The 13363-nt window shown below is 58.3% G+C and carries 14 protein-coding genes; all 14 read right to left on the bottom strand.

Annotation, left to right across the window (positions count from 1 at the left end):
• Nucleotides 1-40 precede the first annotated feature (40 nt).
• The 14 genes from ABVS15_RS05510 to ABVS15_RS05445 all read right to left on the bottom strand — a co-directional run bounded on the left by ABVS15_RS05510 (nt 41) and on the right by ABVS15_RS05445 (nt 13133).
• The gene (locus ABVS15_RS05510) at nt 41-1204 is read right to left on the bottom strand and encodes a serine/threonine protein phosphatase (protein WP_369282741.1); all 1164 of its coding nucleotides are present in this window, start codon (nt 1202-1204) and stop codon (nt 41-43) included.
• Between the two features lie 19 nt (nt 1205-1223).
• The gene (locus tag ABVS15_RS05505) at nt 1224-2468 is read right to left on the bottom strand and encodes a PBSX family phage terminase large subunit (RefSeq protein ID WP_369282740.1); all 1245 of its coding nucleotides are present in this window, start codon (nt 2466-2468) and stop codon (nt 1224-1226) included.
• Nucleotides 2446-2916 (bottom strand): terminase small subunit, encoded by a 471-nt coding sequence (locus ABVS15_RS05500; protein ID WP_369282739.1) that lies wholly within the window; start codon nt 2914-2916, stop codon nt 2446-2448. The genes ABVS15_RS05505 and ABVS15_RS05500 overlap by 23 nt, the downstream gene beginning before the upstream one ends.
• A 187-nt stretch (nt 2917-3103) precedes the next feature.
• On the bottom strand, nt 3104-5053 hold the full coding sequence (locus ABVS15_RS05495) for a complex I subunit 5 family protein (protein ID WP_369282738.1): 1950 nt from the start codon (nt 5051-5053) through the stop codon (nt 3104-3106).
• A gap of 16 nt (nt 5054-5069) precedes the next feature.
• Nucleotides 5070-6554 (bottom strand): complex I subunit 5 family protein, encoded by a 1485-nt coding sequence (locus tag ABVS15_RS05490; protein ID WP_369282737.1) that lies wholly within the window; start codon nt 6552-6554, stop codon nt 5070-5072.
• Nucleotides 6555-6582: 28 nt separating this feature from the next.
• Nucleotides 6583-8028 (bottom strand): complex I subunit 5 family protein, encoded by a 1446-nt coding sequence (locus tag ABVS15_RS05485; protein WP_369282736.1) that lies wholly within the window; start codon nt 8026-8028, stop codon nt 6583-6585.
• A 49-nt stretch (nt 8029-8077) separates the two neighbouring features.
• Nucleotides 8078-9592, bottom strand: a complete 1515-nt coding sequence (locus ABVS15_RS05480; protein ID WP_369282735.1) for a complex I subunit 5 family protein — start codon at nt 9590-9592, stop codon at nt 8078-8080.
• Entirely contained in the window at nt 9592-9966 is a 375-nt protein-coding gene (locus ABVS15_RS05475) for a sodium:proton antiporter (protein WP_369282734.1), read from the bottom strand. Before ABVS15_RS05475 ends, ABVS15_RS05480 begins: the two co-directional genes overlap by 1 nt.
• Entirely contained in the window at nt 9966-10850 is an 885-nt protein-coding gene (mbhE, locus tag ABVS15_RS05470) for a hydrogen gas-evolving membrane-bound hydrogenase subunit E (RefSeq protein ID WP_369282733.1), read from the bottom strand. Before mbhE ends, ABVS15_RS05475 begins: the two co-directional genes overlap by 1 nt.
• Nucleotides 10843-11094, bottom strand: coding sequence for a hydrogenase subunit MbhD domain-containing protein (locus ABVS15_RS05465; protein WP_293009007.1), 252 nt, complete (start codon nt 11092-11094; stop codon nt 10843-10845). The genes mbhE and ABVS15_RS05465 overlap by 8 nt, the downstream gene beginning before the upstream one ends.
• On the bottom strand, nt 11091-11414 hold the full coding sequence (gene mnhG, locus ABVS15_RS05460; RefSeq protein ID WP_369282732.1) for a monovalent cation/H(+) antiporter subunit G: 324 nt from the start codon (nt 11412-11414) through the stop codon (nt 11091-11093). The genes ABVS15_RS05465 and mnhG overlap by 4 nt, the downstream gene beginning before the upstream one ends.
• Complete coding sequence (locus tag ABVS15_RS05455) at nt 11404-11736, bottom strand: monovalent cation/H+ antiporter complex subunit F (protein WP_369282731.1); 333 nt, start codon at nt 11734-11736, stop codon at nt 11404-11406. Before ABVS15_RS05455 ends, mnhG begins: the two co-directional genes overlap by 11 nt.
• Nucleotides 11733-12197 carry a Na+/H+ antiporter subunit E gene (locus ABVS15_RS05450; protein ID WP_369282730.1) on the bottom strand — a complete coding sequence of 155 codons (465 nt, stop codon included), beginning with the start codon at nt 12195-12197 and terminating at the stop codon, nt 11733-11735. The genes ABVS15_RS05455 and ABVS15_RS05450 overlap by 4 nt, the downstream gene beginning before the upstream one ends.
• An 18-nt stretch (nt 12198-12215) precedes the next feature.
• The gene (locus tag ABVS15_RS05445; protein WP_369282729.1) at nt 12216-13133 is read right to left on the bottom strand and encodes a LysR family transcriptional regulator; all 918 of its coding nucleotides are present in this window, start codon (nt 13131-13133) and stop codon (nt 12216-12218) included.
• Nucleotides 13134-13363: the final 230 nt, after the last annotated feature.

Genomic DNA, 13363 nt, shown 5'->3' with positions numbered 1-13363 from the left:
TCCCCTTTCTAAGCACTATGTAAATTTATTGCCCGCCGCATCACGCCTGCTTTTCCGCCGCATCGTTCTCAATTCTCAGCTTCCGGGCCTGCTCCAGATACAGCGCTGCCCGTGCGTCTTCCACCTCATCCTGCAAATTCACATCCTCCCACACCATCTCAAATCCGCATCCGTAGCCGTGCATCCGCAGCCACAAGCTGCAAATTCGCTCCACCGCTGGATTCAGCGTCCGCCGGATGGCGGCAATTTCCGTGGTCAGCATATCTGCCTGCTGGGCGCTCATCCGCTCGGTAGAATTCCAGCTCAGCCCCAGCATAAACGGAGGAATCCCCGTCTTGGCCACAATCTGCTCCAGAATTTGCCGCACCGGCACCTCGCTGTCCAGCATCTGCTCGTCCGCGCCGATTGCCTTGATCTCCACGTCGCCCACCGCCACAAAATCCCGTACGCGCCCGCTTTTTGCGTCCTGCATCGCGGCGGACCACTCCTCCGCCAATTGCCGGCTGCGCTCCTCCGCCTGTCCCCGTCCGTCCTCTCCGGGCTTGCAGGTCACCGCAAACCGCACATTGCCGCATCGCTCCCAGTTCACCCCCACCGTGTGGTAAATCTTCATCAAGATATCCGTCAAAAACGGCATGGACCGCAAAAGGGACACGCCGTAGGGATGCTCCGCCTCCGGGTTAAATGGCGTGAACAGCAGCAGTTCCTGCCTTGGCAGCGGACCTATTCTCCCGTGCTCATCCGCTCCGCAGAGCTGAAAATCCAGCGGATTGTCTCCCTCATAGATCTCAATATCCTCTGCCCGGCCGCATAGCAGCGCCCCGATCTCTCGCCCGTTTTTCGCCGTCACAATTTCACCAATGGCCCGGCCGCAGGTCAAAAGCGAATCCAGATAACACTCCAAAAATGCGTTCATTCCCCGCTGCCCCCGTCCCGTGGGTACCGTCCGCAAAAACTCCCGCAGTTCCCGCTGGGCCGCCGCGTCCGTACAGGTTACATCCACACCCCCGGTCATCCGAATCAGTTTGTAAACAGCCGCGTCCACCACCGGAACGCCCTCCCGGATCGCCCGATACAGCCGCAGTTCACCGCCTCGCAAAGGCACATACCCGTCCAGCACGCCGAAGGGATGCCGCTCCGCGTTTCGCAGCTGCACCACAGCCGCCGGTTTCTCCGGCGCTTGTTTCCTCTTCCCGAATCTCATTCTCGCTCCTCCCGTATTTTTACGTTTCCCGCTCCACCCACGTCGCCGCAAAGCCTCCGCCCCGGGGCTTTGTCAGGCTCATGGTAAAATACCGCAGATCATCCATGGCATGGTCGTTTTCCTTTTTCGGCGCGTCCTTGCCTCCCGGCTCCCAGCAATAGGTCTCCATCTCCCGCAGGCAGTCTTCGCAGGTTCCGCAAATTACGATTTTTCCGCTCCTGAGCGCGTCCGCCGTGGTGCGGATGCCGTCCAGCACATCGTTGTTCGCCTTTTCAACATCGTACCCCGCCTGCCGCAGCGCCGTGATAAAGCTGGCCGCCGACGGGTCAACTACCACCGTCTCAATCCGCCGTTCCCCCGCCAGCTTTCGTAAATCTTCCACATACTCTGCGTCGGTTTTCTGCCGTCCCTCCGCCCGGGAATTGTAGTAATATTCCTTCACCCGAAACCACACCCCGTCCCACAATCCCCACAGCCCAAAGGACGCGGGGTTTGCCGTCCCGTAATCCACGGATATGCGCCACCGCTCCGGCTCTCCTTCCGGCGCGTCTCTGCAAAACCTCTCCCGGTCAAAGAAGTCGTATACCAGCCCTTGGGCCGCGGCCCATTCTCCCAGCACAAACCGCCTGTAAAAAATTCCGCTGTAACAGCTCTGATACCGCCGCTTGACCTCTGCCGACAGCGCCGGATTGTCCTCCATGGTAAAGTGGAGATACAGCGCCCGCTTCTCCTCCGCCTTGCAAATCCACTCCTTGTAGAACCAATGTCCGGGGCCTTCTGGGTTGCAATCCATCCATAGCTTGCTCCCCGCTACCGAGCACCGGGCGCAGGCCTGCTCCACAAAGGACCTTGGCATCAGCGCCGCCTCGTCTAGCAATACCCCCGCAAAGGTGCTCCCCTGAATCAACGCAGCGCTGGACTCGTCCTTTCCGCCGAACAGGTAGAATCGGTTCCGCCGCTTCCCGCTGCGCACTACCAGCAGATTTTCCGACCGTTTCTCTGTGCACTGCATTCCGAGCTTGCGCAGCTCCGGTACAATCTCCTCCAGCACATTTCGCCGCAGTGAGAGAATGGTCTTCCCGCATACGCCGAACTGCTGCCGGTCAAAGCTGCTCTGCGCCCATAGAAAGAAGGATAACCCCATAGAAAAGGTCTTCCCGCTGCGGACCGCCCCGTCGCAGATAATCGCGTCGTACTTTTCTCCGTCCGTCTGCCACCACCGCAGCGCCCGCCGCTGCTTTTCAGAGAACTGCACCGCCTCCACGCCCAGGCCCCTCCTTCTCGTCCTCGGTCTTCAGCGCCTGTAAAAACCGTTCCATGCTGTCCTCGCCGCCCTCTTCCAAAAGGCCCCACAGCGTCTCCAGCGCCTGCACCCGGTCGATGAGCTTCATCTCCGTTCCCTTGTCCGTGATTTTCAGCTCCGCCACATCGGATAAATCCAGTTCTCCTGCCTCCACCAGCTCCCGGCTTGCCAGCTTTGCCGCGTCGGACACTCGCCCGAACGCCATCTGACCCAGCCGCCGTAAAATGTCCTGCCGGGTGGGCAATTCCATTCTGCGCATCCATTTCAGCCGCTCGGCCACCTCGCTTTTCCGCAGCAGCGCGTAGCCGTCGGCTCGCCCAATGCTTTTTGCCGCCCGGTTAGGGTCCATGGAAAGCAGAAATTCCCGGCAAAACCGATCCCGCTCCGCGCCCGTCAGTTTTTTCCCCATCCAATCACCTCGCTCTTCTATATCAGTCCTCCCGTTTCCCAGAATTTGTACGTCTGCGTACATCTTTAAAATAAATCAAAAAAATATCCGCCCTTTGGCGGAGTGGGCGGCTCCGCCGCACCAATTAAAAAAATGGGCGGGAAGCCAACAGCTTCCCGCCCGTTTTGATCCAGTTTCAGTCCGGACACTACCCGGTAAAAAAGATATAGGTCAGCGCACCAACCAGCCCGATTCCCGCCAGCGTCAAGTCGAAGGCAAAGGTTTCTCCGATCAAAAACCGCTTGGGTTTGCGCGCATACACGCCAAAATTCTCGTTCTTCTTGGGTACAAAGATCCCGGGTGCTTTCAGATACAGTAGCTTCTCGCCCGCTACTACCAAAAAGTCGCCCAATCCAGCCGCCGTCCGGGCGCACATCGCCCCAAGGAACGCAAGCCCCTTCACAGCAGGACGATATACCAGCTCCTCCAAGTCCAACCCTCTGGGCCACCGCTCCAGATATACGGTTCCCTCCGCGGTCCTCCTGCACAGCACCGTCCGCACAATCAGCAGATATACCGCCGCACCAATGCAAAGAGAGATCAGCGCCCCCTGCATGTTCACCCATGAAAAATAGCGGAATATCCCGTGGCTTTCCCCAGCCCGCAGAAATACGGAGGACCGCTCCGCAATCACCTGCATGGAAACCCATGGTGTCAGCCCAAAGACCACCAGCAAACATGCCGTCAGTCCCACCGCCAGCCCCGTCGCCGGGGTCATGTACTCCCGAGCGCTGAACCGCTGCTTCTCCGCTCGCTTTTCAACAAAAATCGCCGCAAACAGCTTTGTCATGTATGCCGCCGTCAGCCCCCCGGAAATCAAAAACAGCCACTCCACCGTCTGAAAACCCGCCGCAAAGCGTCCTATGTCCTCCAGATGGTGAACGTACTCCACAATGCTTTCATGCAGCAGTGTCTTGCTGATATACCCCGAGGTCCCCGGCACGCCCACAATCGCCGCCGCGCCCACAAAAAAGATTGCTTTCAACGCAGGCTTGTTCCGTCCCCAACCCCGCAGCTCATTCAAGTCCAGCGCGTGGGTTGCCAGATAAATCACGCCTGCCGACACGAACAGCACCAGCTTAATCAGCCCGTGATTCACCATGTGCAGCACGGTTCCCCATGCCGCCAGAACATTGTCTTCCCCCAGATATCCCTGCATGGCAACGCCAATCAGAATAAACCCGATCTGAGACATGGACGAGCAGGCCAGCGCCCGCTTCAGATTGACGGAAAACAGAGCCAGCACCGCTCCCAGCACCATCGTCACGGTCCCGGATAGGAGCAGCACGCCGTTCCATTCCACACTGGAAAAAAGCAGATACCGGGAAATAATTAAAATCCCGAAAATCCCGCTCTTGGTCAGAATTCCGCTCAGCAGAGCCGAGGCCGGAGCCGGTGCCACGGGATGGGCCTTGGGCAGCCAGATGTGCAGGGGGACCATGCCCGCCTTCGCACCAAAGCCCGTCAGGCAGAACAGTCCCGCCGCCAGCAGCTCTCCCCGCCGGCCGTCCTCCAGTGCTGCCACCAGTGCGGGCAGCTCCCGAAATACCAGCGACCCCAGCAGGTGGTCCAGCATCAAAAGCCCCACCAGCAGCATCATCCCCCCAAACACCGCCACTGCCAGATAGGTCTGCCCGGCCCGCAGCGCGTCGGGATTCTCGTTTTGCGCCACCCATACGTAGGAGGCAAAGGACATAATTTCAAAAAAGATAAACAGCGTGAAAAAATCTGCCGCCAGAAACACGCCCATCAGCGCCCCCAGCGTCATCATCCATGCGCAGTAATAGCGGTTCACGCCCTCCCGATCCGCAAAATATTCCTTGCTGGGCAGCGCCGTCATCAGCCATAAAAACGCCGCCAGAACAGCCATGGTCGTGTGGAGGCTCCCCGCCTCAAACCGCAGCCCCAGTCCGCACAATTGAGGGAGCACCACCGTTCCCGGCGCGAACAGAAGCAGCAGCGCCGCAAAAATCTCCACGCCCGGAATGATGCGGACATATAGATTGCGGTACTCGCGTCCTCTTCTTCGCATGGGGTATACGAAATACGCCGCCAGAAACGGAAAAAACACCAAAAACAGCAATAAAAACGAGCTCATTCAGCGTTTTCTCCTTTCATAGCGTATTCAGACTCACCGCCTGCAAAAATTCAATCAGCGGCGCGGAAAACAGCGCCAGTACAATTCCCGCCGCCGCCAGCACCATCAGCGGAATGGTCATTGCCGGGCCCGGGTCGTGGATTTTGGAAAGCGCCTCATGGTCCACCGTGCCCACCGGGAACCAGGCCCGCACAAAAATAGTCATCATATATAGAGTGGTCAGCAGTGTGGACAAAATCAGTGCCCCGATTCCGAAATAGGCCCACGGATCCTCCGAAAGCACCGCTGCCGTGCAGATCATCCACTTTCCTACAAAGCCCCCCAGCGGCGGCACACCGATCAGGGCGAAGGCGGATACGGTAAACGTCCCGAATACCACCGGCATCCGCCGTCCAAGGCCCTCAAATTCATAGATATACTCCCGCCCGCTCTTTTGAATAATGGAACCGGCGCAGCAGAACATGGTGATTTTTACCACCGCATGATAGACCATGTGGGCCAGTGCCCCCACCAGCCCCGCGGGCGTCATCAGCGTCAGGGAAAAAAGGATGTAGCTCAGGTTGCTCACCGTGGAAAAGGCCAGCCGCCGCTTCAGGTGCGGCGTGCGCAGCGCCCGGGCCGCGCCGTAAATGATTGTCAGGATTGCCGCCGTCATCACCGCGTACTGTGCCCAGCTTCCCCGCAGAAAATCCGTGCCGAATCCAAAGTAAATCAGCCGCAGCACGGCAAAGGCGCCCGCCTTCACCACTGCCACCGCGTGGAGCAGGGCGGACACCGGCGTAGGGGCCACGGACGCGTCCGGCAGCCATGCACCAAAGGGAAATATCGCCGCCTTCACGCCGAATCCGAAAAACGTCAAGACGAACACAGCCCACAATGTCGTCTCGTTTCCAGCCGCCTTTGCAAGGTCCAGCACGCCGCCGTAGGTAAAGTCCAGTGTCGTCCCATAGCGCAGCAGAAAGACGATGCCGATAAAGGCAAACGCCGCTCCCGCCAGCGAATACACCACATACTTCCGCCCCGCGTACCGGGCCTTCTCATCCATAAAGTGCATCACCAGCGGCAGTGTCACCAAGGTCAGAAGCTCATAGAACAGATACAGGGTAAGAAAATCCTCCGCAAACGCAATCCCCAGCACCACGCCGAAGCTTGCAATCCAAAACCCGAAAAACCGGCTCTCATGTCCCTCGTGGGACATGTAGTCCAGACTGTACAGCGTAATCAGCGGCCACAGGGCCGACACGATGGCCCCATATACCATCGAGCACCCATCAATTCGCAAAGAGATGGAGAACTCACTGGAAAACCGCACCAGCGTGCAGGCCGGAGCCGTGTCCGCCATCCCCGCCGCAATGATGGCGGCAAAGGAAAGACCCGCCGTCAGCATCACGGAACCCATGATATAGGCGTTGCGCACCTTGCGCTCTCCGGGCTGTAAAATCGTCAGCCCAATGCCTAGCACCACGGAAATCAAAATGGGCAGCGCCTGAAGCCATTGCATCCACATCCCTCCTTTCTCTCCAGCCTAATCAGAATATCTGCGGCAGCAGTGTGGAGATCCACGCCTGCAAGCCGTTTGGAAACAGACCCAGCACCAGTACCGCGATGCTCATTACCAGCATGGGAGCCGTCATTCGCGGCCCCACCTCCCTGCGCTCCACCAGCACGTCCCGCCCAGGGAAAAATCCCCGCACCACAATGGGCAGCAGATAACCGGCGGTCATCAGTGCCGATAAAATCAGCATCGCCACGCCAAGATACCCCAGTGCCCGCACCTCAAAATTCAGCGCGGCGGAGGCCAGATACCACTTGCTGATAAACCCGCTCATGGGTGGAATCCCGATAATGGACAGCGCCGCGCCGGAAAAGCACACCATGGTCCTTGGCATCCGCTTGCCGATGCCCGCCAATTGGTCCACGTGGGTGAAATTCGTGGCCACAATAATGGCTCCCGCCGCCAGAAAAAGCGTGTCCTTGGCCAGCGCGTGGAAGGTCATCTGCAAAAGCGCGCCCCGCACACCCCCCGGAGAGAGCAGCAGCAATCCGAACAGCACATAGGACACCTGGCTCACCGTGGAATAGGCCAGCCGCTTCTTGAGGCTCTTCTCTTTCAGCGCCAGCATAGACCCCGTGAACACCGTGCACAGCGCCAGAGCGATCAGCGCGTACTGCGCCCAGCTCCCCCGCAAAAACTCCGCGCCAAACAGATAGTACGTCACTCGGATAATGGCCAGCACACCGCCCTTGGTAATCACGCCGGACAGCACCGCGGAGGCCGGGGCTGGGGCCACGGGATGAGCCGTAGGAAGCCACGCCTGCATGGGCATCATGCCTGCTTTGGCGCCAAAGCCTATGGTCATCACCAGAAACACAATCAAAAGCAGGGGCCTGTGGGCCGCCGCCAGCGGCAGATTCAGCGCGCCGCCGCCGGTAAAGCTCTGGTCGGTCAAAAAGTGGGACAGGAAGAAATATCCCGCCAGCGCCATTCCCGCGCCGAATACGGAATACCCCAGGTATTTCAGCCCCGCCCGGCGCGCCGCCGGCGTGCCGCCGTGCAGAACCAGCGGCGCGGTCAAAAGCGTCATCAGCTCGAAAAACATGTACAGCGTCACAAAGTTGTCCGCAAGGGCAAGGCCCATCAGCATCCCCATGGTCATGGTGTAGAAGCCCTGAAACTGCTGGCCCTTCCCCCCGTGCCGGAGATACGGCTCGGCAAATACCGCCACCGGAAGCCAAATTCCGGAAATCAGCACCATAAAAAATTTTCCAAGAGAGTCGCTTTGCAGCGCCAGATATAAGGACCCCTCAATGGTCATCAGCCGCAGCGACTGCTCCGGCAGTGCGCATAAAATCCCTGCCGCCACCGCCGTCATCACGGTCAGCCCCAGCGTCAGCCGGTTGCGGGTCTTCTCTTCCCTCTCCCGGAAGACGAACACGCCTCCGAATATCGGCAGCAAAATCGGTAGTAACAGCAAAGCGGTTCTCCCCTCGCAAAAATTTCGGTTCTCTTCGCCGATTCCGCGCTCACATCAGCCGGATGCCTGCATAAATCACATTCATCACCGGATGATAGGCAATGCCCAGCAGGAAAACCAGGCAGATAAACAGGGCGGACGCCGTGAAGAAAGAGCGGTCGAAGCGCGTGTCCTCCGGCTTCACGTCATGCATGACCTCCCGGATCTCCTCCCACGGTGGCCGCACCCAGATGGCCAGCGTCGCCGGCACATAGTACAGCGCGTTCAGCACCGTGGAAACCGCAATAGTCAGCAGTACCGCCGCCACATAGGGTGACTCCAGCGCCGCCTCCGAAAGGTAGAGCTTGGATACAAACCCCCCCAGCAGGGGAATGCCGATCATGCTCAGCGCCCCCACGGTAAAGCCCACTCCCGCGCCAAAATCCCGGTAAGCGCTGCCCCGCAGGTTTTTCAGGGACCGGTGATGCCCGCTGACGTCGGAAAGCCGCCCGGCACAGAGAAACAGCAGCGGCTTGCAGGTCGCGTGCACTAAAATATGAAAGCACGCCGCCGCCACGCCAAACTCCGTTCCAAGCCCCAACCCCATAAAAATATACCCGATCTGCGCCACCGAGGAGTTGGCCAGCATCCGCTTTACGTGATATTCCCGCATGGCTGCAAGGGATCCGAAAATCATCCCCAGCATCCCCGCAATCAGCAAAATGTGGGTCACGCCCACCTCCCGCATCAGCTCCAGCCCGAATACCCGCGTCATCAGCGTAATAATCAGCACTACGTAGCCCTTCAAAACAATGCCCGACAAAATCGCCGAGGAGGACGAGGTAGCCCCGCCGTGTGCGTCCGGCAGCCACAGGTGGAAGGGAAACATGGCGCTCTTGATGCCAAGTCCCACCACCATCAGCCCGATGGACACGATCAGGGGCCTGTGATACCGTCCCAGCTCCGCCAGAATTTCCACCGCCCTTGCCAGCGGCTCCATCAAAAGATACCCGCCGATGCTGTCCAGCAGGGCGAGGCCGATCAGAAACAGGCCGGAGCCTAAAAGGCTCATAAACAGATAGCGGATGGTGGCGATGAGATTTGGTCCCGTGTCCTTTGCCATCACCATGGCGCAGGCCGCGATGGTTGTAATCTCGATAAACACATAGGCGGTAAACATGTCGTTGGTGTAAATCAGCGCCAGAATCCCCGCCAGCATCAGGTCCGCCATCACGAAATACAGTCCCTGTTTTTCCGGCAGAATGTCATGCGACAAACCCCGTCCGCCGCCCAGCAGCGACAGGCCCATCACAATGGAAAACACCGTCGCCAGCAGCGCCTGTAACGGCCCCGCCTTGATGGCATTTCCATAAGGCGCGGCAAACCGCCCCATGGAGTACACAAAGCTCACGTCGCGGGTGCAGACATAGTACAGCAGCACCGCCGACATCGCGGCAGTCACCGCCGCCATGGCCAGCGCCAGCACATAGGCCCGCCGCCCGTCCCGGATTACCGAGGACAGTACGCCGCAGAAGATCGCGGCAAACATGCTGAGAAAGGGGAGGTTTTCATAGAAAGGGCGCATCAATCCTCCTCCTTTTTAGCCCGCTCCAGCAGTTCGGGCAGCTCAACGGTCCCATACCGCTGGTAAATGCGCTGCACCAGCGCCAGAGAAAATGCCGTCACGCTGACGGACACCACGATTCCCGTCAACACCAGACCGCTGGGAATGGGATTGATGTACAGCGAGGCGTCGACGGCGCCCTCCTCCACGATGGGCGCGCCGTGTCCCTCAATATACCCCAGGGATGCCAGCAGCATAAAAATGGCGGAATCCATGATACTCAGCCCAATGACCTTTTTCACCAGATTCTGCTGAAGCATCAGGTTCAGAAGTCCGATTCCGAATAAAATTACTGCCACCACGGCATAGCGGTTCTGTGCAACCAATTCCGGCATCAGATCTTCCCCCTTTGAAACATCGCGTAAAATCCGTAGATGGCACAGGCCACCACCAGCCCCACGGCCAGTTCAATCACCGTCATCATCCATTCCATGTCGATGGACAGTCCATTCGCCCCCGCGAAGATATACACGCCGTAGGTCAGCGCATAGGCCATCAGACCTACCACCCGCACGCCGCTGTACAGACTGCGGGTCAGCAGTCTGCTCAGCCGCTCCGGCCCAAAGGCCACGGAATACAGAATCAGTCCTCCGCTGAGAATCGCGCCTCCGGAAAATCCCCCTCCCGGGGACGACTCTCCGTTCATCAGCACATATGCCGCAAATAGAAAGACAAACGGAATGAGAAGCTTGGCGGACTTTTGCAGAATGTTGTCCTCATGGCCCCGCTCCGCCGCGTCCTCCCGTTTCATCCTTAGCTGCGCCCGTTCTCCTGTGTTGTTTCTGTCCCTTTGCAGCAGAATCATCACGCTGCTCACCGCCAGAAACAACACGCAGCTCTCCCCCAGCGTGTCAAACCCGCGATAGCATAAAATCATGCCCGTCACCGCGTTGCTGGCGCCCGTCTCCTCCACGGTCTTCTCCAGATAATGCTGGGACACCTCGTTGTTGGTGGGGTTTCCCGGCTGTCCGAAGGGCGGAATGTAAATCACCGTGGACAGCAGAATAAAAATCAGAACCACACACAAAAGCCCTGCCGCCAGCGGGTACAGTCCGAGAAACTTTTTCAGCCGCAGCCGCTCCCGCGCCTCGTGCAGCTCGTGCGCCTCCTGTATCCGCGCCGGGCGCCGGTCCATCACATATTGAGTGGTAGGATCTCCGGCCTCGGTTTCCCCGTTCACCCAGTCGGCAAACCGCTTCCATCCGCCCCGTTCACTCATCCCGCGTTCCTTTCAGCGCATTGATTTTTTTCAGCGTCAGGAAAAAGAGGATGCCGCTGACGCCCGCGCCGACCGCCGCCTCCGTCATGGCTAAATCCGGACTTTCCAGCACGCTCCACAGCACCGCCAGCATTACGGAAAACGAGAGATACACAATGACCGACGCCAGCAGCCGCTTACAAAGCGGAGCCGCCGCCGCACAGACAATCAGGCCAACCAGCAAAATATTCTCCAATAGCGTCATCGTATCTCCACCTTACATTCTGCCTTCAGATTGGGATTGCTAACCGTCTCCACCTGTGCGATCAGGTGGCTCGCCACGGGACTGGTAATCCACAAAAACACCAGAATCAACAGCGCCTTCAAGGAAGCAATGGTGGGTGCATGGAATAAAATAATGCCCACCAGAATGCAGAAAATCCCCAGCGCGTCTCCCACGGCGGCGGCGTGCATCCGGTTCAGGGCCCGGTCAAACCGGAAAAGTCCCAGCACCGCCGTAAAAAACGTAAAGATGCCAAAGGCCAGAAACACCAGCCCCAGCCCGGTCATGATGTCACTCCCCATGGTCCGCCGCCTCCTTTTCCTCTGCTGCGGCCTTGGCGCACTTTTCCTTTCGCCAGTGGCGTATCAGCACCATCCGCGCCATCACCGTCACAGTCAAAAAGCTCAAAAGGGCATAAACCAGCGCCACGTCCACCAAAAAGTCTTCGCCCAGCCGCACCGATAAAATGGCAATCATCGCCACGGCCATGGTGTTGATCATGTTCACCGCTACAATCCGGTCGGTAAACCGGGGTCCCAGCACCGCCCGTACCAGTGTCGCCAGCATCAGCACCGCCAGCAAGACCACTGCCGCCGTCAGCGCCGTGTTTTTTACATCGGTCATACGTTTCTCTCCATACCTTGCAGCTTTCGTTCAAACTCGCCGTGCTCCAGCCCCTCGGCAAGAGACGCGTCCAGCGCGTGGACGCACAGCAGATTTCCCTCCTGCGATACCACAATGGTCCCCGCCGTCAGCGTAATGGCGTCGCTGAGGGCGGCCCGGGCGCTCTGGTGGGTCAAATCCGTCCGGAACCAGATAAGCTTTGGCTCCATGTTCCGTCCCTTGGTGTAAATAAGCCGCATGACCACCAGTCCCGCCAAAAGCATCTCCTTCACCAGATAAATAAGATAGAGGATGGCGTGCCCTGTTTTTTTCAGGGCCTTCCAATCTCCCCTGGGGCTGTATCCCAGCGTTTTGCAGGCCAGCAGATACAGCGCTGCGGAAACAGCACCTCCAATGATACAAACCTCGAGGTCCAGCCTTCCCGATAAAAGAATCCACAGTCCAAACAGCAGAATCAGCAAGCCTCTGCCTCCTTCCGGTTAAATCTCCGCATCGCCGGCTCCTGACAGGAGTTCGTCCGCGCCCCGCCGCCTTTTCGCGTAATCCTGCACATACCTTATAAAATTCCGCGTCACCGGGGATACCGCCTTCATCTGCGGTACACCCATTCCCAGAATGCGGTACTGAGGCGGGTCCAACGGCATTGCCACCGCGTCGCTGCGATAGTTGCGCAAAAGCAGCTCCGGCAGAATGGAAACTCCCAGCCCCGCCGTCACCAAATTGACGATTGCATAGTCGTTGCAGGCGGAAAAGCGGATGTGGGGATAGTGTTCCAGCCGGTCCAGCACATGGTGCACCTCGTAGTCATAGCCCGCCATGGGCATAATAAACTGCTCGTTTTTAAACGCCTCCACAGGCACCGAATCCCCCTCTGTCAAGGGGTGTCCCGGCGGCAGCAGCGCCAGCATCTCGTCCCTGCACAGGGGCAGCCAGTCAAAGGACCTGCTCTCTCCACCGGTGTACAGACACAAATCCGCCTCGTGGGCGTCCATCATGGCGTTGATGCGGTCCGCGCCCCCCTCGATAATCTGGATTTCCACATTGGGATAATCCTTCTGAAAGGCGCTGATGATGTTTGGAAGCCAATAACTCGCCATGCTGGAAAAGGATGCAATCCGAATATGCCCCGTGTCCGCGCCCTTGATTTTCGCAATGTTCTGCTCCAGATTTTCGTTGGTGCTCAATAGCTGGCGGATAATGGGCAGCAGCATCTCCCCCTCGGAATTGGGAAGAATCCCCGACGAGGTCCGAATCATCAGGGGAAAGCCCACCTCATCCTCCAGAGACTGCATCATGTGGCTGATGCCCGACTGTGTATACCCAAGCTCCTCGGACGCTTTCGACAGGCTTCCCAGCTCCACGGCACGGACGAACGCCTCGTATTTTTTTATATTCACGCGCTATGCCGCCCTTTCATGTTTCTTAGTACAAACAAGACATTCTCTAATATCCTTCTTTATGTTATCGTATTTATTTTTGAAATGCAAGATTTTTTTCTGTCTGTGCATAAATCCGTTTTGCGCCGAATTTTCAGATTGTCCGGCCTTTTTTCCGGTATTTGGCAGCCGCCGCCCGCCTGCCCGGCCTCCCACGCAGAGAGGACAGGCAGATCGTCCCGCGGCTCTTT

The organism is Oscillibacter sp. GMB15532 (assembly GCF_041020825.1).
Taxonomy (GTDB): domain Bacteria; phylum Bacillota; class Clostridia; order Oscillospirales; family Oscillospiraceae; genus Oscillibacter.
This window is presented reverse-complemented; position numbering and strand designations above follow the sequence as displayed.